Here is a 26,285-nt window from a genome sequence, read left to right on the forward strand (position 1 = left end):
TGCTTACGAAGCTGAAAGTAAAAGCCAGCGCTTTATCACGCTGGCTTTATTTAGCTTAGTCCGAACTAGTTATAGTTGATGCTAATCATGCATAAATCGCCACTGCTGAGTAATCCAATTAGGATCGAGTGCCTTACCGGGTAGGTATGCTTCATCATTACAGTATGCAGCCCATGCTCCAAAACACTGGTAGACACCTTGACCGGGGATTTTTACAACAGTTCCGTCGGTATAAGAGCCGAAACCAGTTGGGTACTCATAAGCACCTCCTGGATTTCCACCGCCACTTTCAATAGGTGACATATGTACAGATACCGTATCTGAATCGTTGGCTTCGCCATCACTGACTGTCAACCTAAACACCAGCGTTTGCTCGGCATTAGAAAGAGACTGTGTATTAACACTAATTCGAGTACTTGTTGCATCTCGTAAAGTAACTGGCTCACCTGACATCTGTTCCCACACATAGCTCAAGGAGTCACCATCAGCATCATGCGAATTATTACCATTCAGAGTAAATTGATCACCATGCTGAATATTGCTGTTATTGACTCTAGCATCGGCAACCGGGGCTTGGTTGGCAACACCATTGGCACTTAATGTCAGTACCACCGTGTCACTATCTTTCTCACCATCTTCCCCTGTTACCGTCAATCTAACGGGAATAGAAATAACATCTGAAACTTCAGTACCCGCTGGGATCTTGATTTTTGGTGTTGCAGTTCTAGCCTGCCTTAAGACAATAGCATCAGCATCAACGCCCTGAACCTTGTTCTTCTTAATCACCCATTTATAACGAATACCTTCTCCAGTAGAAGCAGAACCATCCAAATAGTAAAAACGTTCCGCAACAAATGGGAGTTGTCTGTCCACACCAGCGTTAGCATCAATTTTAACGTCTATATCACCGCCCTCTGAAGTAATGACACTGGTGTGTAATTCATGTGCAGGTCCTTCAAGTTCAACGGAGGTGAGCCGCTCATCATCACACACAATCTCGGCAGAGTAAGGCTCGAGGGCCTCTTCGATATTGATGTGGAATCTATTCATATACCCAGACTCTAAACGTCGAGAATGAAGATTAAACGTCCTTTTCCCACCATTCCGAGTGAAAACATTCATCTGACATGAAGAGACAGTGAAATTATCCTCATATACGGCACCAAATGAGCCATGCAATGCAGGATAAATATAGCTACTCAGCCGTTTATCAGGATCGTAATAACCAACCAAGGTGGCAACGGCAACACCTTGCTTATATGGCTTTCGTTCTACTTCGTTATAACTGACTTCAGCAAGATCATCTTTGGTTAAATTATGCCAAGGTTGCATGCTTTGGGTTCTATCATCCCACAGGGAAAATCCTGTTGATGACTCTGGACTAAAAATGGCTTTGTTTTCGAAAAAATTCTGAATTTTGTTCAATTCATATGGTGTGTATAACGTATAGCGATTGTAAAGCGGCCAACCACCAGACATTGCCCCGGCGCTAAAACGGTGCCCATAAAATGATGAGGTACACTGATTCTGATAACACATATCTTCATTGGTAATGCTTCTTTCGAAATTCGGAATAAATCGATTTTCATGTACATCCCAACCCCATGTAGAATTAACTTTATTAGCAGGACGGTTGATCGCCCCATCAAACCCCCCGGGGTAATGCCCCAAACCAAAGTTATGCCCAAGTTCATGGCTAAATTCATTACCAACAGAATCGATCAATGTCACCATCCCCGCCCCACCAGATAAACCATGTACCTGAACACCATTAGCATATTTGCCTACTGCATTATGAACTGTAAGTTGCGCAGAAGAAAATGGGTGCCAAGATTCACGCGTAGAACCAGAAGAATTCAATCCATAGTTTGCATTATTAATACCATGTGAGATGAGCAACTTAGCAATTTGACCTCTCATATTACCAGTGTAAACATCACCTTCACTTGGGTCGAAATTCGTTAATAAACGTCCGTCAGGTAACATTACCTCTCTTAAGTACTGAGGCTCATACTCAGAGACCGTCAGACGGCGTACAGGGATATGTTGAAAATACTGCCGATGCAGCTCTGGATACTTTTGAAAGCTAAATTGATCTCGTGGGGGGGTCAACATACCAATGTCGATGGTATGAAGAATTAGCTCATTCGGAGCACCAATATCTAGATTGGTCAAACGCCCTTGTTTATCATCATGCTTGAAAGTAAATTTCAAACCTGACTGGACAATCTCGGCAGGAATAATGGCTGAGTAAGTTTTATCGTTATAGGTAATTCGGCTAAACTCCTCATCCAAATTCGAATACCACACGCCACCAATATTTTTTAGCGTAATTTCACTCCCGTGACTCAAAAGCAAATCAGAGTCAGAGTCAGAGTCAGAGTCAGAGTCAAATATAGTAGAGCTATAATCAGCATTGGATGTGAACGTCACTATTTTATTTTCATACCCACTACCTGCTGGAAGATGAAATTCACGCGTCCAGTTACCATTGCTGGTCATAATATGCAAAGTATCATTGGTTGCGAACAACTCAGCAAAGTAACTGCCACTCGGGTCAGAAGCAAAGTTTCCAAGAGTTGAATTATCCCTTATCGTTCTATCATACGAACTCGGCGGAGTAATATTAATACTACGGTCTCTCTGCCCCATCAATTTGGTCAGTTCATCCGGCGATAACATCGTATCTTGGTATACAACTTGGTTTTGGCTATTTTGAGCCGTAATCGTAATGATTGATCCTGATGCTATATTATTTTGTGGTTTAAATAGAACCATTGTTTTGCGCAAAGCGGTCATATGGGGTTGGACATCACCGCTCACACCATGCTTTGAAGGCATCACCGAATTTTGAACAAATGAAACAGAACCAGGTAAGTCACCACTAGTATCGGATGCAAAAGAATTCTGGTTAAACACAATTGGTTGAGCACTAGCTTGTGCAGCAAGGCTACAGTATGTGGTACCAAGCAGTACCATCAATAGACCTGAAAGGTAAGTAATTTTCATAATGGAGGACCAAAGAAGGTAAATATCACGGAGTAAAGGTTAGTTCTTCAAGCAGCAATATTTAAAATGCAAAAATCTTGCTGTGAATATCCTTAAACCTTCTTAATCAGCGGTTTAAAGATAGAAAATTGAAAGCAAGTAACATAACGCTACTTGCTTTTATTTAGTGACTATTAGTTATGAAGAAACTTCCACTGCTGAGAGACATGACTTGGATCAACTGCAACACCAGGCTGGTATCCTTGACTATTACAGTGCGCAGCCCATGATCCAAAACATTGATACACACCGTGTCCAGGAAATTTCACCACCGTTCCATCGACATAAGAGCCAAAACCAGTTGGATATTCATACTCGAAATCACCACCAGGAGTACCACCATTATTCGTCGATGACACTTGAACTGATACTCTAGCGCTATCAGTATCTTGACCATCGCTTACCGTCAATTTAAACGTCAATGGTTGGTCGATATTATCTAAAGAGCTGGTATTAACGGTAATCCGTGATTGAGTGGCATCACCCAAATTAACCCGTTCTCCACTCACTTGCTCCCACAGGTAAGTCAGAGTATCGCCATCTGCATCCGTTGATCGTCTGCCGTTCAATCGGAAGGTCTCACCGTGGTTAATACTGCTATGGTCGACATTGGCTTTAGCAACAGGCGCCTGGTTACCACCCCCATTGGGTGATACGTTAATTTCAACTACTGAAGTGTCTGAAGCTTGGCCATCACTAACCGTCAATTTAAATTTCAGCGTCTGATCGATATTGTCAAGAGTATCAGTGTTAACCGTGATTGACTCTCTGGCATTATTCCCCAGCTCTACTAATGCCCCATCAATTTGACTCCAACGATAAGTGAGAGCATCCCCATCAGGATCGCTTGAACCACTGCCACTTAAAGTAAAGCTCGTTCCGTGCACAACCTCAGTTTTATCGACAGTGGCTTCAGCAACAGGCTTATGATTGACGGCATCACCGCTAGTAAGAGTTAAAATAACAGTATCATTCGCTTTTTCACCGTCAGCAGCAGTGACCTCTAATTTAACCGGAATTTGGATAGTTTCTTCAACTTCAACACTCGCTGGAATGCTGATTTTTGGACTTACCGATCTCGCCAGCCTCAGACTAATGAGAGCAGGATCAACACCCTCAACAAGTTTCTTCTTAATTGACCACTTGTAAGTGATATCATCTCCAGTAGATGCCGAACCATCTAAACGATAAACTTTATCAGCAACAAACTGTGCAGATACATCGCTACCGGCATTAGCGCCTAGAGGGGGAGTTGAAGAGCCGCCACCGAGGTTGGTCAACTCTATACACTCTTCTCGAGTTATATTTTCACCACAAGAATAAATGATATTCGTCATATCAATATTGCTTGAACCCGCTTTTGGTGTATAACCCAAGCCTTCACGAGCTGCGTTGACCATGTAACCTGTGTCGTAATCAGCCATCCAGTTAAAAATGCCGCCCAATCCTTTTTCTTTTACATATCGAGCTTTAGCATAAACAGAGCGAGGAGTATCAAAAGACATAAAGAACTTATCATCTTCACTATAGATGTAATCCGCATTCGCCTCTTTGTCGGTCAGCAATTGATAACCTGGATGTGAATTATTCATCTTGAGACCGTCTACACTATTAATCTCAAGGAACTCTTGTTGAATGTCATACCATTCATAGGTGCCACGCTCCCAAGAGCCACCTGTGTATCGACCATCCGCAAACGTTGGAATGCCATTACTATCCGGGTGCGTTGGTTTCTCAAAAGAACCTCGCAACGGAGAGAAACTGGTTACCTCCGCATGCGCAGCATTACGTGAGTAGTTGGCGTAACCAATATAGATATTTTTAGGATCGATGCCGAGCTCATCGATCATGTAAGAGACAGAGGTATCAACAGACCAATCTCCTCCAGGGTACAGGTTCGAATGATGATTGAGTTCCTCTGCCCATTCGTTGCCAAAGAAGTCGTACGTCATCAAATGGATAATATCAACGCCATTATCAACGAGCCCTTTCAAATCACTGGCATGCATTTTGTCTTTTGGCGCACCAGCCGCGATCGCGATTTTAACGTCGTGCTTACCTGCAGAGTTTAGTGCGTTTCTGAGCTCTTTAATCAGCACTTTATAATTATCTGAATCATGTCGTGACCAGGAGTTTTCGCCAACTTGAATACCGGGGTATTCCCAGTCGATATCGACTTGTGAAAACATCTCATAATGACTAAAGATGTTCACAACACTTTCAACAAAGATATCTCGATTTGCTTTCGTTGCAGCCATGCGACTAAACGGTTCTGATAGCGACCAACCACCGATACTAAATGCCATTTTAGTGCTTGGACTATCCCGTTTTAGTTTCTTCAATGCGCCCAGATAGCCATTGTTAATGGCGTTTTGGCCTTGATACCACTTTTGCATCAGAGTAGGCATTTCCATTTGCTGCCAATCGATTAAACCAACCATGCCTGGAATCGCAGCGGCAATATCGCCCCACGGGTCGGTCGTGATTACTTCAAACTCTTTAGCTGAAGGGTTATTCGTGTGATTACATGCATACTTTTGAAGAGACTCTACCGCACTGGTGATCTGCGAGTCACCGACACCGGTACCACACATGGCCATAAATGAAAATACGATTGTATCGTAAACCCCGGCGATGTTCTTAGGGCTCCATTTACGGCCATATTGGCCCCAGTTAGACATGTAAGCTTCAACTTTAGGTAAACTCGTATCTGGGTTGTATTGGTTATAGACTGGCGCACTGTTAAAGTTTATGGGGCCAAGAGGAGTAGTATTATGTTGTCGTTCTGCTAACTCTTGCTTAGTCATAAAACTCACATTGTCACGTGTGAAACTCGCCCCAGTCGCTGAAGCTAAACCAGTCATTAAGGTTAATCCAACCAATATTGACAATTGCGTTTTTTGTAATTTCATAAAGTATCCTTTTATTCAAAAAAAACAGACAATGTATATCTATAATATTGTCTGTTTGAGAATTAAAATTTTCTATTGAACATATTTTTTGTAAACGATGTTCATACTTGTCATATTATCTTTATCCTCAATAACTTCAGACTGACTATCATTAGTAGGCTTGCAGGTAAAATCTCCCCCTTTACCATAAGAATAAACAGGAGTAAATGTCAGTTGATTCTTGTTACTCTCAGACAAAATACAATCGATACGAATACCATTATTATCGTTGTCGACCATCACGGTAACCATACCTGCGATCTTTTTTTGATTATTTGCCTTAAACTCCATAGGGGTTAATGTAAAACCATTTTTAATTTTATTAACATGTACTTTTTTATCACTTGATCTAAACACACTTTGAGCATTTAGCCCACCCTGCCATAGTTCACCATTGGCATTATTTTTAACTTGAATGTTAAGTGAGGTAGCAAAAGCCGAACTACAAATAAAAAGAGTAGACACAGCTAAAGAAAGAGATTTTAGATTCATATATTTGCCCTATATTTATATATTATTAAAAATTGAATAAAAAATAACATTTACTGCCAAAAATAAACCTATATTTAGGTGACGTGGCCGATAAGAATATGAGACAAGAGTTTAAAAAAAACAAATGATAAATAAGACAGAAAGTATGATTCATTATTTATCTTTAGTTTCACAAAAAATAATGTAATGATAAATCCATCGCTAATCATCACTGGTGGTAACTGATGGCCATGGAAATTATGCTTATTATTAAAATCACAAAAGGCCATCGTGTTAAAATTCACATAAAAATAAACAGCAGTAATTTTCATAATTAATCACACTTATTCTAATCAATTGATGTGAGGTTAATTCAAAAATAATATCCACCATAAACCTGTAGAACCCTACTCAAAGAATCATGAGCACTCGCGGTAAAAGCATTGTCTTACTATCAGATGCACAAGCCAGTGCTCGGTAACCATCACGAAGAAATGGATGGCGATAGTTACCCGAGAGGGTTAAATAGCGAACTGCTGTCCGCTCAAGCTAGAATGGGGGTAAGGGCAATAACGGATGTTTTCGAATTAATAGCATCAAGTAACGGAGCATGCAAAAAAGCAAAAACACTCATTGAAACTATCGAGATAATGACTCACATGGTCACAATCGGCCATATCGTATTTTTTGTTTTAGACAATGATAGCTATCAAGACTATGCCACCTATACAAAAATCAAAAACAGCACAGTCAAGTAGATAAAGAAAAATAGATTAGGTGCTTTAAAATGAGTTTAGATAAATCATTTTAAAGATCTCGAATATCAAGCTCATTCTGAATGAGGACTATACATTGTGAAGCAAACAACATTCTTGGCCCAAGACTTATTTTCTGAGTATTGAGCCGCTTGAGGCTGTTCCAACTTTTCTTCGGCATTGGAATGTGATCAGTGAGTAGAAAACAGCTATCACCTGCAAATTGATGTTCACGGATACTCTCGCCTTTTTTATCTAATAGATACAATGAGTAATATTCAGAAAGGCGCTGTACTAATTTTTCAAAGCTGATGGTTTCAACGCTCAGCCCTTGCTCGACCGAACGCTCTTGCTCCTTGTCCATTCCAACAGACACATCTAAAGCATGCGCAATCTTCGCAAGCAAAGCCTGTTCATGAAAACCACCTATGTTTTGTAAAAGATGAGATTCAAAACGCAGCGTGCGTGAAAAATCCTGTGTGCTTTCTAGTACAAGATAAACCACTACATCATCACGATGTGACTGCGCGGTAAAAATCGCATTCATAAGGACGTGGGCTAGAATTTCAGTATGTGCCTCCTGCCCAACTGATGCTAGAAAGGTATTTTTATCTGTGGATGCTGCGCGTGCTCTAACTACAAAAGCTCTCATTTTTACAACTCAACTCTCGATCAGTAAACTTTGTTTAATAACGTTGGGCAATACCTAAATTTACCTATTGCCCAAAATAGGCCGACACTCTACCACATACACTTTCCAGAGAAATATCAATTTATTGCAAAACTAACATGGCAGATCCAGAAAAAAGTACGACTAAAATAGCAACAGTGATTAGAATTTCTAATCGAGCAATACCGATTGGCGGTTTAGGTCTCTTGGGTTTAAACGCTATACGACATCCCATCAACATACCTTAATAACTAATTGATAGATAAGAAATTTAAACATAAGCCCAACGAGCTTCGTTGAAAATAGAAAGGCAAGATAACAACTTCGTACTTTCCCACAAGAAAACAAATTTACAATGGGAATATTCCTACGTGTATTTATTGATACCTATCATTACAATGTTGGCAGTTAGTTAACTATTGCTTATACTTCAGTCAGATGAATAAAAATGGTGCAAAGTGATCGCGTAGGAATTTTATACGATTAAATATGAAAGGTATGTAGGAGTACTGTTTGCGTGAATTTTTCAGAATTAAACAGATTCAACATCGTTATCATAACCATGATTCTATTTTTTAGTAGTCATCTGTCGTTCGCAATGAATAACAATTACCACTTATCTCCTAACGACTCAGCTAATACCACTGATAGAGATTGTCATCTAAGGAATGGAGAGAAAATCACTATTGGGATTCTTAATGACTTAGGAGCGCCATTAAGAATTACTTTTGACGATAGCATATCTGGGATAGAAGCAGATTATATACGACTATTTATACCCTGCCCTAATAATGATGTAAAAATAGTCACTTATGACGATGAAAGACTTTTAATTGATGATTTAAATAATAAAAAAATTGATTTTATCATTCTGAATAAAGACATTCACTCTGAAAATTATTCCAGCACTAAGTTTATTTCCGAAAAATATGTTGCGCTAAACAAAAATGCTCTTGATGTAAATAAAGATGAAATACAGGTAGGTTATGTAAATAATTGCTTTACTGAGGCGTTCATTCAACAAGGTTATAAAGTAATTAAGTGTGAAAAATTTGATAATGCCAAACGTGCATACATAGCCATGATAAATGGAAACGTTGATATTTCTGTTCTGGATTATTACTCCGCCATGTTTTTCATTAAACGATTCGATAGTGAAAAAATAAATATATCAACCTATCTAAATGAAAGATTTGAAAGGTTTATTATCTCAAATAATAAACCACTATATGACAGAGCCGTAGAATATGTCTATCCTAGGTATTACAAAGAACTAATTAAATCCACCTGGGGGATCAATAATAATAATCCAATTAATCTAACTGATGCTGAAATAAATTGGATAAAAACGGAAAAGCCAATTATTAAAGTGGTATTTAGTGGTTCCTTTGCTCCTTATACCTTTTACGATAATTCTGGAAAGGAATTAGGGATAATACCAGAACTATTAACGACTATTGGTATTAAAACTGGATTGAAGTTTCAATGGGTAAGACTAAATAAATTCTCCGATATTAAGAAAAACTTCAGTAATGGAAATGCTCATATGGTAGCATCCTCTCCTTATTATGAGAAATTGTCGGAACAGATTGCTTTTTCAATTCCCTATTCTATCGGATCATTATCTGTTGTTACAAGGAAAGATTTACCCAAAGAAAAAACAAACGATGTTATTGCAGTTGTAGAGAGTTATAAACTACAAGAATATCTTAGAAATACATATCCTAATGCTGAAATAAAGATCGTAAGTAATACATCTCTAGCAATAGAACTTGTAGCAAAGGAAGAAGCAACCTCAGCTTATGGATATAGTGAAGTAGTTAATTTCATCGTTGATACCTATTTTAATAATATTTTAGAATCAAAATTATACCCTACTGAATATAAAGTAGATATGAGATTCGCCATTAGCAAACAGTATAAAAACCATGAAATGCTTAAAAATATATTAGATAAATCTATTTATCACCTAGGATTTAATTATGTTGATAACTTGAGTGAACGCTGGAATTCATACCTAGTAGATTCGGATATGGTTTGGGTAGAAAAAGAAACAAAATTAAAGTTATATATCTATATTATAAGTGGTATATTGATACTGATTACAGTATATTTATTTCTATTTTATATAAGAGAAAAGAAGAGAAAAAATGAATTACTTGAATGGCAATTTAGAGCAAATTTAATCGATGGCATTCCTATACCGATCGCTGTACGAGACGATAAATCTCGATTTATACACTATAATAAAGCTTTTGCAGAATTTTCTTCTCTCGAAAATCCAAAACAAATTTTGGGGAAAAAAACATCCGAATACCCAAGTAGGCTTATTGATAACACTTTCTTTAAAAATGAAGAAAAAGAGTACCTAGAACTATTAAAATCTAAATCTCATGGACAAAAAATAGTCAAATTGACTATAGAAAATAGAGAATTAACATTAAGACTTTGGTGGGTTCCCTATGTGATTGACAACAATGTTACTGGATTAATCACTGGCTGGGTCGACTTGACTGAGATAAATTATCTCAACGATCAGTTGATCAAATCAAGAGATGAAGCAATTAATGCCAATAAAGATAAATCAAACTTTTTGGCTGTCATGAGTCATGAGATCAGGACTCCTTTGAATGCCATTTTGGGTACATTAGAACTTTCACTACTGAATGTTAATGAGAGAGATCGCTATTTAAAACAAGCGTACGATTCCTCGCTAGGTTTGTTAGATATAGTCAATAATATATTAGAAATATCCAAGCTTGAAGTAAGTGAAAAAGACTTGACACTGACATATATAGAAGTTGCCACACTATTAAATAATGTAGCAACTTCTTTTTTAGGTTTATGTAATAAAAAAAATCTAGATTTAAAAATTGATATACGCCATGATGAGAGTCACTACATTTTTTCTGATTGTAATTATATAAAACAGATTCTTAACAACATCTTAAGCAATGCAATTAAATATACAGACTCAGGTTTTATAAAAATCATCAGTACTCTGAAAGATGAGCATATAGAAATAGATATTAATGATACCGGTATTGGTATGACTGAGAAACAACTAAGTGAATTGTATCAACCTTTCGTAACTGATAGTACTAATGATGATAGCTATGGTCTGGGTTTGTCCATTGTTCATAAACTTTGCAACATGCTCAATATTAAAATTAATATTACTAGCACCATAAACATAGGCACAAATGTAAATTTATCGATACCAATCACTTCAAGATCGATTGCTGATCTTCACAAAAGCATAACCAGAAATGATATTCCATCAACTAAATTAAGTGGCAAAAAAGTCTTGGTCATCGATGATCATAGAATTAATAGAGATATCATCGAAAAACAGCTGGCTTTATTAGAAATGGATGTTTCAACTTGCAGTACAGGCCAAGAAGCTTGGAAGTTATATAATGAAGTATTAGATAAATTTGATCTTATCATCACCGATTGCTATATGCCTGAGATGAGTGGATTTGAGTTTACAGAACTCATTCGTATGCAAGAATCGAAGAATAAGGAAAAATCAATTCCCATCATCGGGTTCACTGCCAATGCACAGGCAGATATGGTAGAACAATGCTTAGTATCGGGAATGACTGATTGTATGTTCAAGCCAATTAATATTAAAAAGTTGCATGAGAAAATTTGCACAAATCTAACTCAATTCGACACGTGCATTGATATAGTGAGAATACGAAAATTTGCATATGAAACCAGTCAATCATTGAAAAATATGCTACTCAACTTACTAACAGCACTAGAAGATGAAGTCAAAACCTTATCTATTCATGGGTTAAGCACGGAAGAGCAACTTGAAAGCGTGCATAAGTTAAAAGGTGTGGTTCAAATACTTGGTGATTTTGATTTATTAAACAGCTGTGACTGCTTTGAAAATGAACCAGTCAGTCAGAATTTACTCAACATTATTAATAGAGTAAATAATTCAATCACAATACTTAAAGAAACTATTAAAACTGGAAAGGTTTAAAAAATGGCAACATTTATTTTAGTCGATGATCATTCAATAATATTAAGTAGCCTCAGAAGTGTTATTTCATCTATGGGACACGTGGTTCTAGATGAAGCTAAAACTGGTATAGATGCAATCAAAAAAATAAACATATTTGAACCTCAATATGTAATATTAGACATTAGCATCCCAAAATTAGATGGCTTTGAAGTAATTAAACGCTGCCCACCAAATCCTAATAGGAAATACATTATTTTCACTTCAATGCCAAGTAGCATATTGGAGGGTTACTTCAAAAAGATCAATGTCGACAGTTATATATCGAAGCAAGAAGACATTGTAGAAATAAAAAGAAAGCTTCACCAATATATAGATTCATCAGAAACAATTAGTAATGATAAAGCTGGTAGTGATGATACGACAGCACAGGAATCAGATATACTAGAAAGTCTTTCTTCAAGAGAGTTACTGGTTCTTAAATACCTAGCCCAAGGGTATAGAAATAAAGAAATCGCACGAGAACTCATTCTAAGTGAAAAGACAGTTAGCACATACAAAAAGCGTTTAATGGATAAATTATGTTGCTCTTCTATCTCAAATTTAATTTTATTTGCCCATAGGAATAACCTTTTATAACTATCAATTGGGAATATTCCTACTTTTAGTGCGTGAGGAGAATCGTTACTCTTGATAAGTATCTTTTTAACTTACTAGTTGGCAGTATGAAAAAATTTCCTTATCGTTTATTAGACCGAACAAAATACTTTCAAATTAAGATCAACAGTTTAGAGCAATTAACCATTAGGAATCAGGCTAAATGTAAATTTAATACCTTTAAGCGTAGCTCCATGTCCATGTTGGTTGAAAATGGACATTTAAAAGAACGAAAGTATACCGTAACAAAATCAAAAGGATAGATTAATTTACTCACGTTAATGTTTAAAGTAAAACATTTATCAACATAAATAACACTAAACACAATTTATATAACTAATTTTTCTTTCTTAAGCTGATGAGCACTACACTCAGTTATTTACTGTGCAAGATAATTACGCGCATTGCTCTCAATATATTAAATAGTAGTTATGCGCTGTAATTGATAGTCTATCATGGAAAATATGGTGTTAAACTATATCTAATGAATAAATGTTACTAAATCAGATAAAAGGTCCTCAACGACTTGAAAAACGAAAAATCGGTTATTTTATGTTTGTAACCGACATCATAGGAAATTACATATAGGAATTACCAATATTCAAGTACACACATATGAGCTCTCAAGATTTGTGTAACCTCAGGTACAGCTGAACCGTGTGATACTCTATATAAACCGTAGTTATTTTGACATAGTATTCATTAATGACTTGGTCTACTTTAACTTTACTGAGACAATGTAACAGTCATTTATTACCAATCGGTTCATTATGAAACTTTTAGTTCGTAACCTTGCTCGCTCTACCACAGAGCATGAAATTCGTGTCTTGTTTTCTGCTCATGGTACTGTCGCAGACTGTGATTTAGTCTTAGACCAAACGACTGGCCAATCAAAAGGCTTTGCTTTTGTAGAAATGCCCAACGTCAATGAAGCTAGATCAGCGATTTCAAAACTAAACCTTTCTGAAGTTGCCAACAGCAAAATTAGAGTAAAAATAGCTGAATAGTTGTTGAAAATCCTTAGTCAGTGCTTAAACCAATTTGAATTTCGTATGTTGAATTTTTCTAATTGACTAATTAAAACGAGCTAGGTCTACCTAGCTCGAAAGATCAACACGCCCTAGTGTATTAGACCAGAGTTTCTAACATTCCTGCGTCATACTCAACCAGCTCTTTATTATCTTGAATACGATGGATGTAGTCAGGGTTTGCAATGAATGGACGCCCTATTGCTACCAAGTCGAATTGATTCGCTTTAATCGCTTCTGATCCTGTTTGCGCGCTATAACCGCCCACACCAATCAGCGTTTTTGCGTAATTTTCGCGGAGGTACTGCGATACTCTACCGCCAAGAAAATCAAATTCCATACTGTCATCAAACATACCTTCGTGAAGATAAGCTAATTCACGCTTTTCTAGTTCAGCCAGGAAATAATCAAACACCTGACGATCACGAGCATCGGCATCCATATGGGCATATCCGCCAGGTGAAACCCGTAAACCTGTAAGTTCAGCACCAATTCTTGCAATTACTGCATCAACAACCATTAATGGGAATCGAGCCATATTTTCTGGTGTTTCTCCATATTCATCATTACGACGGTTGGTGTCAAAATGAAGAAATTGATCAATGAGATACCCATTAGCACCGTGAATCTCCACACCATCAAATCCAGCTTCAATCGCATTTTCTGCCGCTTGCGCATAGTCTGCAACGAGCTGTGAGATTTCCTCATGACTCGCCTCTTTCGGCACGGTATAAACCAATTCCCGCAACCGTGGCACGGTTCCATCGAATGCTACAGCTGAAGGTGCTAAGACATATTCTCCACCAAAAAAATGCGGGTGTGCAACTCGCCCTGTATGCCAAAGCTGAGCAAAAATTTTACCGCCATTGTCATGAACAGCTTGCGTTACTTTTTTCCATCCAGCTAATTGAGCATCGTTATAAATTCCCGGTGTATTTGGGTAGCCTTGACCATCCGGACGGATAATGGTCGCTTCTGAGATGATTAGGCCCGCATCCGCACGTTTTGCATAGTATTGAACCATCGCGTCAGTAGGTACGAGCTCGTCATCTGCCATACAGCGAGTTAGTGGTGCCATCACAATACGGTTTTGCAATGTAATTTTATCGTTGAGCTTATAGCCTTGGAATAAGGTTTCTATCATTGGATTATGTTCCTAATGTCGACTGTTTAAACACATGCTACCTTATTTTTGAATATTCATTCAACAACTATTTGAACGATCATTCAATAAACTTGTTAAATCAAGATTCACTAAGTAAACTAACCCTATCAACTTAAGTGAGGTTTCCGTGTGAGAAGTGCAGAGTTCGATCGTGAACATGTGTTACGTGCTGCTATGAATGAATTCATAGCAAAAGGCTATAACAAGACTAGTATGCAAGATTTAAAACGAGTTACTGGACTTCATCCCGGATCGATTTATTGCGCATTTGAAAATAAGCGAGGACTATTACTCGCCGCACTTGATCATTATGCGAAAACAAAAGCAGACGATTTTGAGCAATTCTTTACCAACTCAGATCAGATTTTAAACGGCTTTAAGGCCTACCTGAGTGATATTATTAACCACACTAACTGCTCTAAAAGCAATGGTTGTCTACTACAAAACTCCCTAACTGAGCTTGAACAACATGATGAAGAAATAGAAACCATCATTTACAATATGTCTGGGCAATGGAAACAACGAATAAAGTCGAAACTTGAACAGGCCAAACTAAACCACGAGATTACACCTGAAGCAAATTGTGAATTTTTAAGTGATTATCTGATGATGGGTATTTACGGTTTGCGCTCTTTTTCGAACACCAAGCCGCCGCAGGAATGCCTGCAGCAACTTGCTGATCATTTAATATATAACTTAAAAATTTAGAAAAAATAATTTCTTAGAAGTATCGTTTGTTTTAGTTCAATCACCCAAATTATTCGTATCTGATAGATATCTAATTGAGTTTGGTTGATGAGAAGATCTCAATGGGGTGTCCATCTGACTTTAGTATGAAGCCCCCATTTGTTGCTGTCAGTACCTTTTTCAGTTCTATCCCTGCCCAGCCAGGGTTTCCACCGATGTAGGCATTATTGGCACCATACACCACACCTCCATCATTAACAAAAATCATAGCGTGAACTAATCGGTCATCTCTAACAAAAGCAACTCTACTGCCTTTAGGTAAGTTTTCTAGATCTGATAATACTTTGATTTTTTGAGGATTATCACCTAAAAAGACTTTACTTCCACCAAAAGAGCGAGTGTTGCTACTTAGCTGAGACAGAACTTCTTTTGATATTTTTCCTGAAAGATATTCTAAACGATATACTGCATCCCAGCACACCCCCTTTCGGATCAACTCTACTCTAGCAAGTTTTTGATCATTGGCGTAACGCGCTGATAATTTGGCCATGTCAACCTTTGATGAACGGTATCCTTGCGTTATCCTTTTAGGGTATGGCATGATCATATCAACAAAAGCGCTAAATTCTTGCCTCTGTTGTAACGATTTCACTATATTTCGCGTGCTGGCCTCAGAAAAATCTGACTCAGTAAGACGCTTTGCCGCCTTTATACCTGATATACCTGACTTTCCTGTTTGCCAAATTTTCGCGACAAGATGCCCAATAGCAACTCCCTCGAACTCCGTAACTATCGTAGTCAATCCATTGATTGTATGATCCATGGCCTGTTGATCTGTATCGGCTTGCTGAGCATTAACAAAATGCGGTAATGAAGAGGCCAATCCTAGTAATAAAGAGATTCGACCGAATAATGGTGCGACCGCAATGCTCGCGACTTGCAATGAAGTGCTTACCCACTTCATTGTAAGCTCAGATTGAATCTCGCTATCCGATTTTACTAATACATCGAGCTGATTAAATCCAGACTGCAATATATCTTCAGACTCCCAATATATGTAGTCTCGTATATCTCCATTATTATTAATATTCAATGGTATAAACCAATGTATATCAGAATTAAACAAATTTATATTTTTCGGTTTAATTCTTGAGTTATGAAATAATAAGTTAAAGTACGATTTACCCGTTTCATATTCGTTATCTACATACTCTAGTTTTTTATTAAATTCCTCTTCACTATTAAATGTCCAATCCAGAGGATTTTCATTAATTGGGCTGGGTAATACAGAAACTATTCTAAATCTATCATTAGCATACCTTATCTTAAATACCCCAACGGCTCGATACCAACTTTGAGGATTCATAAAGACTACTGCTTGTACATCATCTATTGATTGTGCTCCTTTATTTACTAGTGAACTTTTGATGAAACGCCATGTTTCTTGATGTGCCTTGGGGTGTTGCCGCCACCACTCTTCACAGTCCGCGCTAAGAAGATCTGAGATTAATTCATTGGAGTATTTATTAGTACCAATGACATCTTCACGCCATGTCTGGCGCATATTTTTGTGTATAATACTTTCTGCAACATCTCGCGGCTCATTGCGATTAACTAAAAGATCGTAAATACTGAATTCTGTGAAAATTCTCTTATGCCCTGCAGATTGGTTAAATAAAAATTTTGTTAAGGGCCCACGAAAAAATTTAGATCTCTCATCAAATATTCGAATCACTATATCATTAAGACTATATTCTTCAATATTATTAATATAATGATCTTCTAATATAGATATAAAACACAGATTCAGTATTGAACGACCATTAAAGTAATCAGACAAATATTTTTGTGAAATAGTTTCACTTAGAAGAAGTGGAGCACTTAATAATTCAATTAGCTTGTCTTGTTTTATCTGAAGACCTATATCCATTAGCTTATAAAAGATTTTCCTTGGTATTTGCGCGCAATCACGACTGTGCTTAAGAAGGTATCGAAGTCTAAAATCATGCGCTATACGAATGCTATCAGGCCAATCGTATACAGACGGGGTAAATTCTTCATCTTTTATCAAGGCGTACCACGAATAGATCTGGTCGCCAACCCAAATGGGGTCATATATTGACAGCCTATGCCCTTTAGGCATATGGCGAACTATCCGATCAAATCTTTTTTTGACTCGACGAAAATCTTCATGATTCTCATCATCATCGAGTTTCTGCCACCATGCTTCCCTCGCTGCTGATCTAAGGTTACGGATACCCATGAACTGTTTTGATTTACGCCTAATCCATCTTCCCCAAGATATCAAATAAGAAACTGCTCTATTACGATCATTCGAATGAATATACCGTCTAAGAACCCTTTGATTTAAGGTAAAGCGACTTGCGTTAGCACCATCACTTTGGTTTAAATCTTCTTCAATTGCCCCCATTCGAGAATGAATTTCGATCAATTCATGTTTAACTGCAGCATAGGGGAGCATCGATGATTTAATGCTTTTTAAATAGTTAAGATCTTTTTTGACGATTTCCGTATTGAACAAAATTTTTGTTTTCTTGTCTTGCCCAGACAGTTTTGATATTGCGGAGCTCTCTATAGCCTCATCTGCATTAGCCTCATTTGCATTCCTTAATACCGATGTTGTATCAGGAAACAGTTCTCGCTTGCGTCTATTTTTAGTCTGTAAGCCATAATCCCTTTCAACCGAACCTTGCACACTATCGAAAGGCGCTGTTAACTCTTTTATTGGGCTAGATAATTTTTTATTATCTTCTGTTTTATTAGCGTTTTCTAAAAGATGATTTTTATCTACTACTCCAACTGAGATTGGATGGTTGCTCTCATCTAAGGTGGCATCGATACTGGTGGGCATTGTATTGGTTAATTGTAAATTTTCTGAAGGAGCAACGGACTGTTTATATGCTGGTTGTAAAGGCACCTTGTTTTGTAAAGGTGCAATTAATTGCATTAATGTAAGGAATGTTATTGTCGGCCCCGATTTAAAATAACCAGTAACAGGTGGATGAGTTGTTGCTCCGTTCCTATACTTGTAATTATAGTTGGTTAGCTTCGTCTCTACCTTACGAACACCCTTTCTCACACTTTTGCATTTCCATGCAAGTCGGTTCTCGCGATTGCCTAGTTGTTTTCTATATTCTTCGGTTTGTCTTACATCGGTGAATGATGTTGTTTTCCGCATAAATCATCTGTAATTTAGATTAGTGGTCTGGCTAGTAATTAATCCAGTATGATAATTTCATCTCACACCATAATTGAAGCACACAAGTGCTATATTCTGAACCCCACAAATATGCACCATTGAGCACATAATCATAAGCCAATCATCTCATCAACATAGTGAAAAATTCTGATATATATACCCAAACAACTTGAAGTTGCAGGTAGGCGGCAAGTGAGTTCATCCCCATGAGCATAGATCAACTATGTGATTGGGGTGATCGAAAGTAACCAACACCGCTGCAACTTAAAATAGAAAGGGTATATTGAGATTCACTTAACATATATTTATTTACATTATAATTTTTCATTAAATAACCATGGGAATATTTTAATTTTGAAATAATTTTAATATTAAAAACCCATTAATTAAATGATAGGTGATTATATGAAAATTATACAAAAAAAATAAAAGACAAACTTAGCAAGTGTAATCACAGTTTCTAATTGACGCTGTATTATGAATTAATATTATTATTTCTAATGAGAGCTACACCATAGCTCTCATTAGAATATTTGTGATTATGGCAACAGTACGGTATCGATTACATGAATCACACCATTACTCGCTTTGACATCAGCAGCAACGACATTTGCGTTATTTATCATCACACTATCGCCATCCAAGGTTATCTTAACCATTTGGCCTTGAATTGTTCTAGCATTGTCCATTGTTATAACGTCAGCCGCCATTACTTTTCCAGAAACGACATGGTATGTCAGGATGGATACAAGCTTATCTTTGTTTTCTGGTTGCAATAGTGTCTCAACAGTGCCATTTGGAAGTTTAGCGAAAGCTTCATCCGTAGGAGCAAAGATAGTGAATGGGCCTTCCCCTTTCAAAGTATCCACTAACCCAGCAGCCTTCACCGCTGTGACTAATGTATTAAAAGAACCATTTTCAACTGCGACATCAACCACATCCTTCTTCATACCGTGACCATCAGCATATGCTGTGAACGGGAATATTGCGGTTGCTGCTACCAAAGAGAGTAAAGCGGCAATTTGTTTAAACATAGTATGTTCCTTCTTACGGTGTTTTTAGGTTTCGAAGCTTTTATACGACTAATCAATCAAATCGATCATTAGTGCCGTTCTAACCTTAGGTATGTTTGTTTTAATGTCGTGTATCATTAAGCAACCCTATCAAATCCCTTTAATATATGTGTGCCGCTAAATGAGAGGGGAAGTGGGTAGGCCGGGTGCGTAACGTTAGGCTGAATTCTAAAGAAAACTGCCAGAAGATGTGGATACAACTACTGGTAGTAAACCCAGAGACCAAGCCTCATTGATCTCCCCGCTTGGTTCTGACGACATAGCGTTTAGTTCATTCACTCCAGACTCTGCATTGTGAAGCATTTCAACGATACGTGGGTACAGAATTCACTTGGAACATTGGTTTTGGTGGCAGCTATGAAATTAACGATCAGTTCAACATTGTTGCAGAATACCAGTTCATTTCTTTGGGTGACGTACAGACAGGTCAGGATGCCTTTACTGACGGCTTCCAGATTGACGGTGCAACGGCTCATGAAGTGGGCGTAGGTGTTAAGTATAATTTCTAACCTTCATTCTCTAGTTAGTATGCAATTTAATGCTAGAAGTTGTCTTAAATGCTGGCTGTAGTCAAGAGGCAAAAAGCTAAATACTCATGCGGCCAGCCTGCTTAATTAGCCTCTTATTGAACCATCAAAATAAGAGGCAATATAAGAGGCAATACGCGCTAATTTCTGAAACCCGCTAATTGATTGTGATCTGGCTTTATTGCCTCTTCCATAAAGTTGAAAAACGCCTTCACTCTGGCAGAGTTTTCCAGATCGTTGTGAGTCATCATCCAAAGGTATGTACTCTGGTGTTTCACTTCCAAATCCACTTTTTGCAGAGTTCCAGAACTGTCACCAATGAAACAAGGTAGATAAGCAAGCCCCATCTTATTCTCAGCCGCCATTATCAGAGGTTCGAAAGAATCTGTTTTCATAACTATCTTTTCTTCCGAAATAAGTTCTGAGACTTGTAGCGAAGCGCTGCCTTGATCCATAACTAACCAAGATGCAGACTCTAGAGGATGCTTGCCTTGGAGACCTTTAATGTAATTTGGTTCTCCATAAACACCAAAGGCAATTTTGCACAACTTAGTCCCAACCAAAGACTCCGGTAACTCACTAGCAGGACGAATCGCAACATCCGCATCTAAGTTTGAAATATCCAATCGACGAGAGGTTAGACTGAGCTCCAACTGAATTCTTGGATAAAGTTGATGAAAAGCAGCCAAATGAGTACCCAGAATCAAACGAGACAGCGCGTCTGTTGTCGTCAACCGCAGCACACCTTCCAACTGCATTTCCTGTTCGAAAATTTTTCGCTCCAACTCTTTCACTGTGGATTCTATATTAAGTGCGGACTCCAGCAGCATTTGCCCTTCAACCGTTAACTTGTATCCGGTAGAAAGTTTATGAAAGAGCTGTAATTTATGTCGGTGCTCAAAAGCATCAAGACGACGCAACACAGTACTGTGATTCACACCAAGTGATCTGGCAGCAGCAGATAGTGATCCTTCATTCGCCACCGTCAGAACATATTGCAAGTCATCCCATCGTATGTTGTGCATTTTTGCATACCAAATGTGTCTAATTAGTGAATTTACTAAAAATTTAGCACAGGTATAGTTATCACATCAACGCAATGAACAGAATTGAAGGTCAAGGCATATAATAGATAGCGGTTCTTATCTCTCACGCGTTGAACCCCAAAATTTGACAATCAGGAGAAAGATAATGTTTAAGAAATATCTACTAATCGGTCTTACTAGCCTTCTGGCTTTCTTCCAACTAACCCCGGCACTGGCGGATGATACAGAAGCAGTTGACCCAGCTAAGACACTAGAAACGGCTCAAGCATTCCTATGGGCAGCAGGCTCTGGTGATATGGAAAAACTTCAGGCACTGATGGCAGACGATTTTGTCTGGCACAACGAAGGTGACGCAAGCATCCCGTGGATCGGTAACTGGGATTCAAAAGAAAAAGTACTAAACACCTTCCTGCCTCGCTTCGGTGCAGGTTTGAAAGTAACAAGTTGGTCTACAGACTATAGCTTTGCAAACGGTGACCAAGCAGTATTTATGGGCAGTATGAGTGCAATTACTAACGAATCTGGTGTAGACACTGGCAAATTCAGCTGGGCAGTACGTGTTCAGGTTGAAGGTGGCAAAGTGAAAAACTGGAACTGGTTTGAAGACAGCTACGCGGTATCTAAAGCTTACCACGCCATGAAATAATTGCTGCTAACAAGCTGAGTTCTGAAAGCTCAATATGTTCACTGGACATATTGAGCTTGTTGCTTACAGTGAGTTGCATAGTTATGCAGATGCAAAAGTCTATTCAGAAACCTACACTTGGAAGGAAATGGGAGTTTCCTGCCACGGCTTCGATACTACTAACCATGAGAAAAAGTACTGTAATTCCAGTGGCACGAACAGCCACTGAGTAATTGCGTTAACACCGAATGGGGCGTGCGACGTGAGGTCGTATGAAGCGCTGTTCACCGCTTAATGTGTGAACCATCTGTATCACCAGATGAACCTAGGACTCTGAATAAAGTAGCGAGTCTGACAATGTAACGAAGGCTGGTCATGCACCAGTCGGGATCTAAATCGCGAGAGAACGATCCTCCTGATAACCACAATCGGGTGAGTGCTAGGTAGTCAGCATGATGAACATAAGTGAATCCGCATAAGGTGCGTTATATGATGAATCAGCGGAAGTGGTTAATACGCTGTGGCCAAAAGGCATGAGAGTCGGAAAGAGATTGCCCCGTGCTCTTTCGTGATCGTTGAACTCTCCGCACTATAGCGGGCATCTACACTGACATTGCGCGACATACGGAACACGGTAAGCCTGTATCACTCCCTCTGGGAAAGCCTTCGTGGCCGATAGTGATGCAGGTATAGGAGGTTGGAAAAAGCGAAGGCTGCATTGTAACGATGCAGATACAGATTCATATCTGATCACGAAAGTGGGCTGACTTCCGACTGGTCTTCCGTTGCAAGAGAATTTGAAGAACTTTATTCAAGGAGAAACGCAAATGATGATTTCAAAAGAGATTAGTGCCTCTCCTGACAGTGCTCAATGGCAATCCACCAATTGGAAAGACGTTGAATCTCATGTTTTAAAGCTTCAGATGCGTATTGCAAAGGCAACACGAGAAGGTAAACACAGCAAAGCGAAAGCGTTGCAGTGGATACTGACTCACTCGCGTTCGGCAAAACTTCTTGCTGTTAAGCGGGTATCACAAAACAAAGGCAGTAAAACGCCTGGAATTGATGGCGTTATCTGGAATACAGATACGCGCCGCATGAAAGCGGTCAATCAATTGAGCAGAAAAGCTTATCAAGCCAAACCGCTCAAGCGTATCTACATCCCCAAGAAAAATGGCAAGCTCAGACCACTGGGTATCCCCTGCATGGTCGATAGAGCGCAGCAAGCGCTTCATCTTCTTGCTCTGGAGCCTGTATCAGAAACACTTGCCGGCCCTAACAGCTATGGATTTAGACCAAACCGCAGCACTGCCGATGCAGTCGCACAGTGCTTCAAGTGTCTGGCATTAAAGAAATCAGCTCAATGGGTTCTTGAGGGAGACATCAAAGCCTGTTTCGACAAGATCGGACATCAATGGCTTATGGACAACATTGCCGTAGATAAACGTATGTTGGAACAATGGCTAAAGTCTGGTTTTATAGACAAAGGGTTGTTCTATCGCACTGACGAGGGAACACCACAAGGTGGGGTCATATCTCCGACCTTGATGCTTATGACTCTTGCAGGGCTTGAGCAACGCATAAAGTCTACTGCACTAAAAAAGGGTGCTAGAGCCAACTTTATTGGATACGCCGACGATTTCGTCGTCACCTGTGCTTCAAAGGAAGTGCTGGAGAACGATATTAAACCGTTGATTGCTGATTTCTTAGCAGAAAGAGGCTTAACACTCTCCGAAGAGAAAACGCACATTACCCATATCAGCCGTGGTTTTGACTTCTTAGGCTTTAATCATAGGAAGTACAAAGGGAAATTGCTCATTAAACCGAGCAAATCCAACACACTGCTGTTCTTGAGTAACTTGCGTGAACTCATCAAAAAGCACGCAACTATCCCCGTTAACGATTTAATCAAGTTGGTAAATCCGAAACTCAGGGGCTGGTCGAATTACTATCGACACTGTGTAGCTAAACAGGTATTCGGATATGTAGGTCACAAGCTATTCCATGCGTTATGGCACTGGGCTAAAAGGCGTCATCCAACAAAGTCTAGAACTTGGGTCGCTCTTAAATACTTCATCAACCGTCAAGGTCAATGGCAATTTCACGGTTGGCAGAAGATCATGAATATGGATTGTCAGTTCAATCTGTTTCAAATAGCCAAAGTGCCGATAGAGAGACATGTGAAAATCAGGAGTGCCGCTACACCTTTTGATCCTCAACACCAAGAATACTTGGCAAAGAGAAAGTCAAAGAGGCAAAGTCGCAACTCTTGGCATGAGCCTGCTCTCACTGCTTTGTAAGTTGCTGGGTGCCAACTGGTGCCTTCGTGAAGGCTTGAGCCTAGTGCGGTGAAAGTTGCACGCTGGGTTCTTAGAGGGGCGACACTTGGTAACAGGTGTCGTCTACTCGACAAGAACAAGTTAGAACAACTCGGATAAACAGCTAAAAATGTTCTGACTTTGAACACTCTGCTCCTCCGAAAATGACAAATAGTATTCTAACCTAGAACACTTTTAAGATCGGTTGTTGGGATCTAACCGTTAATTCAACGCCCTAGATAAACCGCTGTCACTTACTCTCGACCATGTCCTAACTCTTCGCTAATGATCATTCTGGCTTCATAGTCACGCTGTTTGTCTGCACCAATCAACCCTTTCGTTGACGGGCCTCCCGCAGCAGGAGCGCTGTTACAGGTAAGATTCATAGACAAAGGCGTTATATGTACTTATTCATTTCTCACTATTGCGCCGTTTAACTTCATACATACTAAGATCTGCTTTAGATAATATTTCGTCAATCGATGAGGGGTCTGCTTTACCAGTATAGCTATAGTGCCCAATGCTGAGTGATAGAGGTAAATCTTTATCCTGCCAGCGAAACATATTTTGCTCTGCATGGACTTGTATGTTCTTAATTATTTTTTGTACGTCGTGAGGATTTGTTGCGCGTTGCAAAATTACGATGAACTCATCTCCTCCAACTCGTGAAGTAAAGTCTGACGATCGCAAACTTTGGGTAAGAACTCTAGCAATATGCTTCAGTACTGCATCACCAGCCTCATGTCCAAGTGAATCATTAATCTCTTTAAACTTGTTTAAATCTATGTTCAATATGGTTAAGTGAACAACGCCATCACTACAAGACATAATACGGTCAAGTTCACTAAATAAAAACCGTCTATTGGGTAGCCTTGTTAACTCATCATGGAGAGAAAGGTTCTGAGCTAACAAGTAGTTTTTCATCAGAAACCAAATCAAAACGTAGAACAAGCTAAATGTTGCCCATCCAAGTGTCTTAAACAAAATCTCAAATCGACGGATACCCTCGAATTGGTCGAAATCAGTGTATTTTGCGAAAAGTTTCCATTCCCCGCTGGGTAAATAGATAGGCAGACTTAAGTCATAGTCATCAAGAACTTTTTCATTCCCCTCTATGAGTTCACCATTAATGTAGCCTGTTAGAGCAATGTCTGCACCTTGCAAGGCATTTAAGTCAGACTGTTCTATTAGCTTATCGTAGTTAATAACAACGCTGAGTCCGCCCCAATACTCCTCATTGTTCGGTATATCTGTGAAGATTGGATACCTAGCAATTAGGGCAGTTCCGCCTTGTACCAGTTCTAAAGGGCCCACAACAAAAACTTTTTTTTGCTTTTTAGCGATCTGAACGGTTCGATACTGATTGGGAACGGTACGAAAATCCAACCCAATCGCTTTTTCATTTCCTTCTAAAGGGTATAAATGAGAAATGATGTCGTCGGGGGCTAAACCTATATTGCGTACAAGGTTTGCTTTCCCCAGGAACTGCTCAGAGATCAAGCTCCAGTTGTTCATTGCAAATTGAGGATCAAGAGCGACGACCGATGCGAAACTGTCAGCTAGGTAAGTATCTCGATAGATATTTGCTTCAATATTATATCGAACCAAGTTAAGCTTATGCCGCACGTCGTCCCTCACTTGCTGAACTTGCTTACCTACAAAGCCATCACTTGTGAACCCGATAATATTATAAGAAACAAGAACATAAACCACCGTCAGTAGAGCGATAGCCCATCGATTAATCTTGTAAGCTCTCAAAAGCACGATATTTTAATCCCTTTCTAGAAACTAGAATTCCAATTAAAAATATAGACATATTTCCATAAAAATCAGTGATTTATAGCAACTTCTCTCCAGCGCGTTTTTGTCCTGAAACGACCTCACTAGCATAAAAAATCATTTCTACTGAATGAGCCTCGTTGGTGTCACATAAGCTGCATTTGGGCAAACCCTGGCTACTTACGGTCGATGGTATTTGTACGAAACTCATATGGGCATTTTCGTGTTTCATGCCCCGTTAGCAGGTCTTTGGACAAAATGTATGGTACGCGATTTGCTAATCTAGTGA

The 26,285-nt window shown here is 38.9% G+C and carries 17 protein-coding genes and 1 pseudogene; 8 read left to right on the plus strand and 10 right to left on the minus strand.

Annotated elements, in window-relative coordinates; genetic code table 11:
* Positions 1-81: 81 nt before the first annotated feature.
* The 3 genes from MCT08_RS17630 to MCT08_RS17640 form a co-directional block, all read right to left on the minus strand.
* Positions 82-3,009: a M66 family metalloprotease gene (locus MCT08_RS17630; protein ID WP_274679006.1), complete on the minus strand. Its 2,928-nt coding sequence runs from the start codon at positions 3,007-3,009 to the stop codon at positions 82-84.
* Positions 3,010-3,182: 173 nt separating this feature from the next.
* Positions 3,183-5,960, minus strand: coding sequence for a glycosyl hydrolase family 18 protein (locus MCT08_RS17635; protein WP_274679007.1), 2,778 nt, complete (start codon positions 5,958-5,960; stop codon positions 3,183-3,185).
* 72 nt (positions 5,961-6,032) lie between these two features.
* Positions 6,033-6,491 carry a hypothetical protein gene (locus tag MCT08_RS17640; RefSeq protein WP_274679008.1) on the minus strand — a complete coding sequence of 153 codons (459 nt, stop codon included), beginning with the start codon at positions 6,489-6,491 and terminating at the stop codon, positions 6,033-6,035.
* Positions 6,492-6,913: 422 nt separating this feature from the next.
* Here MCT08_RS17640 and MCT08_RS17645 point away from each other — a divergent pair, with 422 nt between their 5' ends.
* A complete protein-coding gene (locus MCT08_RS17645) occupies positions 6,914-7,228 on the plus strand; it encodes an HD domain-containing phosphohydrolase (protein WP_261916637.1) in 315 nt (104 codons plus the stop codon).
* A gap of 49 nt (positions 7,229-7,277) precedes the next feature.
* Here MCT08_RS17645 and trmY read toward each other — a convergent pair whose 3' ends face one another.
* On the minus strand, positions 7,278-7,877 hold the full coding sequence (trmY, locus tag MCT08_RS17650; RefSeq protein WP_168780449.1) for a tRNA (pseudouridine(54)-N(1))-methyltransferase TrmY: 600 nt from the start codon (positions 7,875-7,877) through the stop codon (positions 7,278-7,280).
* A gap of 616 nt (positions 7,878-8,493) precedes the next feature.
* On the opposite strand from trmY, the gene MCT08_RS17655 reads away from it, so the two are divergent.
* The 3 genes from MCT08_RS17655 (at position 8,494) to MCT08_RS17665 (ending at position 13,535) form a co-directional block, all read left to right on the plus strand.
* The gene (locus MCT08_RS17655; protein WP_274679009.1) at positions 8,494-11,892 is read left to right on the plus strand and encodes a response regulator; all 3,399 of its coding nucleotides are present in this window, start codon (positions 8,494-8,496) and stop codon (positions 11,890-11,892) included.
* 3 nt (positions 11,893-11,895) lie between these two features.
* Positions 11,896-12,510, plus strand: a complete 615-nt coding sequence (locus MCT08_RS17660) for a response regulator transcription factor (RefSeq protein WP_274673765.1) — start codon at positions 11,896-11,898, stop codon at positions 12,508-12,510.
* A gap of 788 nt (positions 12,511-13,298) precedes the next feature.
* Positions 13,299-13,535, plus strand: a complete 237-nt coding sequence (locus MCT08_RS17665; protein WP_168780445.1) for an RNA recognition motif domain-containing protein — start codon at positions 13,299-13,301, stop codon at positions 13,533-13,535.
* Positions 13,536-13,656: 121 nt separating this feature from the next.
* On the opposite strand, the gene MCT08_RS17670 is transcribed toward MCT08_RS17665, so the two are convergent.
* Complete coding sequence (locus MCT08_RS17670; protein ID WP_168780444.1) at positions 13,657-14,700, minus strand: alkene reductase; 1,044 nt, start codon at positions 14,698-14,700, stop codon at positions 13,657-13,659.
* Between the two features lie 150 nt (positions 14,701-14,850).
* On the opposite strand from MCT08_RS17670, the gene MCT08_RS17675 reads away from it, so the two are divergent.
* A complete protein-coding gene (locus MCT08_RS17675) occupies positions 14,851-15,429 on the plus strand; it encodes a TetR/AcrR family transcriptional regulator (protein WP_168780443.1) in 579 nt (192 codons plus the stop codon).
* 70 nt (positions 15,430-15,499) lie between these two features.
* Here MCT08_RS17675 and MCT08_RS17680 read toward each other — a convergent pair whose 3' ends face one another.
* Positions 15,500-18,607, minus strand: a complete 3,108-nt coding sequence (locus MCT08_RS17680) for a hypothetical protein (protein WP_274679010.1) — start codon at positions 18,605-18,607, stop codon at positions 15,500-15,502.
* Positions 18,608-19,167: 560 nt separating this feature from the next.
* Positions 19,168-19,662 (minus strand): fasciclin domain-containing protein, encoded by a 495-nt coding sequence (locus MCT08_RS17685; protein WP_053311118.1) that lies wholly within the window; start codon positions 19,660-19,662, stop codon positions 19,168-19,170.
* 353 nt (positions 19,663-20,015) lie between these two features.
* On the opposite strand from MCT08_RS17685, the gene MCT08_RS17690 reads away from it, so the two are divergent.
* A complete protein-coding gene (locus MCT08_RS17690; protein ID WP_261916973.1) occupies positions 20,016-20,210 on the plus strand; it encodes an outer membrane protein in 195 nt (64 codons plus the stop codon).
* A gap of 158 nt (positions 20,211-20,368) precedes the next feature.
* Here MCT08_RS17690 and MCT08_RS17695 read toward each other — a convergent pair whose 3' ends face one another.
* The gene (locus tag MCT08_RS17695) at positions 20,369-21,253 is read right to left on the minus strand and encodes a LysR family transcriptional regulator (protein WP_274679011.1); all 885 of its coding nucleotides are present in this window, start codon (positions 21,251-21,253) and stop codon (positions 20,369-20,371) included.
* 166 nt (positions 21,254-21,419) lie between these two features.
* Here MCT08_RS17695 and MCT08_RS17700 point away from each other — a divergent pair, with 166 nt between their 5' ends.
* Entirely contained in the window at positions 21,420-21,920 is a 501-nt protein-coding gene (locus tag MCT08_RS17700; protein ID WP_261916971.1) for a nuclear transport factor 2 family protein, read from the plus strand.
* A gap of 806 nt (positions 21,921-22,726) precedes the next feature.
* Complete coding sequence (ltrA, locus tag MCT08_RS17705) at positions 22,727-24,199, plus strand: group II intron reverse transcriptase/maturase (protein WP_274678579.1); 1,473 nt, start codon at positions 22,727-22,729, stop codon at positions 24,197-24,199.
* Positions 24,200-24,471: 272 nt separating this feature from the next.
* Here the strand turns inward: ltrA and MCT08_RS17710 are convergent.
* Positions 24,472-24,603: pseudogene (locus tag MCT08_RS17710) on the minus strand (integrase); the annotation flags it as partial.
* 25 nt (positions 24,604-24,628) lie between these two features.
* The gene (locus MCT08_RS17715) at positions 24,629-25,981 is read right to left on the minus strand and encodes a diguanylate cyclase (RefSeq protein WP_274679012.1); all 1,353 of its coding nucleotides are present in this window, start codon (positions 25,979-25,981) and stop codon (positions 24,629-24,631) included.
* Positions 25,982-26,285 lie beyond the last annotated feature (304 nt).

The sequence above is a fragment of the Vibrio aestuarianus genome (genome assembly GCF_028858425.1).
In the GTDB taxonomy this organism is placed as follows: Bacteria; Pseudomonadota; Gammaproteobacteria; order Enterobacterales; family Vibrionaceae; genus Vibrio; species Vibrio aestuarianus.

Excerpts from the sequence above, each read along its gene's own strand:
- MCT08_RS17630 (WP_274679006.1), bottom strand. The coding sequence starts at position 3,009 with ATGAAAATTACTTACCTTTCAGGTCTATTGATGGTACTGCTTGGTACC.
- MCT08_RS17635 (WP_274679007.1), bottom strand. The coding sequence starts at position 5,960 with ATGAAATTACAAAAAACGCAATTGTCAATATTGGTTGGATTAACCTTA.
- MCT08_RS17640 (WP_274679008.1), bottom strand. The coding sequence starts at position 6,491 with ATGAATCTAAAATCTCTTTCTTTAGCTGTGTCTACTCTTTTTATTTGT.
- trmY (WP_168780449.1), bottom strand. The coding sequence starts at position 7,877 with ATGAGAGCTTTTGTAGTTAGAGCACGCGCAGCATCCACAGATAAAAAT.
- MCT08_RS17655 (WP_274679009.1), top strand. The coding sequence starts at position 8,494 with ATGAATAACAATTACCACTTATCTCCTAACGACTCAGCTAATACCACT.
- MCT08_RS17660 (WP_274673765.1), top strand. The coding sequence starts at position 11,896 with ATGGCAACATTTATTTTAGTCGATGATCATTCAATAATATTAAGTAGC.
- MCT08_RS17665 (WP_168780445.1), top strand. The coding sequence starts at position 13,299 with ATGAAACTTTTAGTTCGTAACCTTGCTCGCTCTACCACAGAGCATGAA.
- MCT08_RS17670 (WP_168780444.1), bottom strand. The coding sequence starts at position 14,700 with ATGATAGAAACCTTATTCCAAGGCTATAAGCTCAACGATAAAATTACA.
- MCT08_RS17680 (WP_274679010.1), bottom strand. The coding sequence starts at position 18,607 with ATGCGGAAAACAACATCATTCACCGATGTAAGACAAACCGAAGAATAT.
- MCT08_RS17685 (WP_053311118.1), bottom strand. The coding sequence starts at position 19,662 with ATGTTTAAACAAATTGCCGCTTTACTCTCTTTGGTAGCAGCAACCGCA.
- MCT08_RS17695 (WP_274679011.1), bottom strand. The coding sequence starts at position 21,253 with ATGCACAACATACGATGGGATGACTTGCAATATGTTCTGACGGTGGCG.
- MCT08_RS17700 (WP_261916971.1), top strand. The coding sequence starts at position 21,420 with ATGTTTAAGAAATATCTACTAATCGGTCTTACTAGCCTTCTGGCTTTC.
- ltrA (WP_274678579.1), top strand. The coding sequence starts at position 22,727 with ATGATGATTTCAAAAGAGATTAGTGCCTCTCCTGACAGTGCTCAATGG.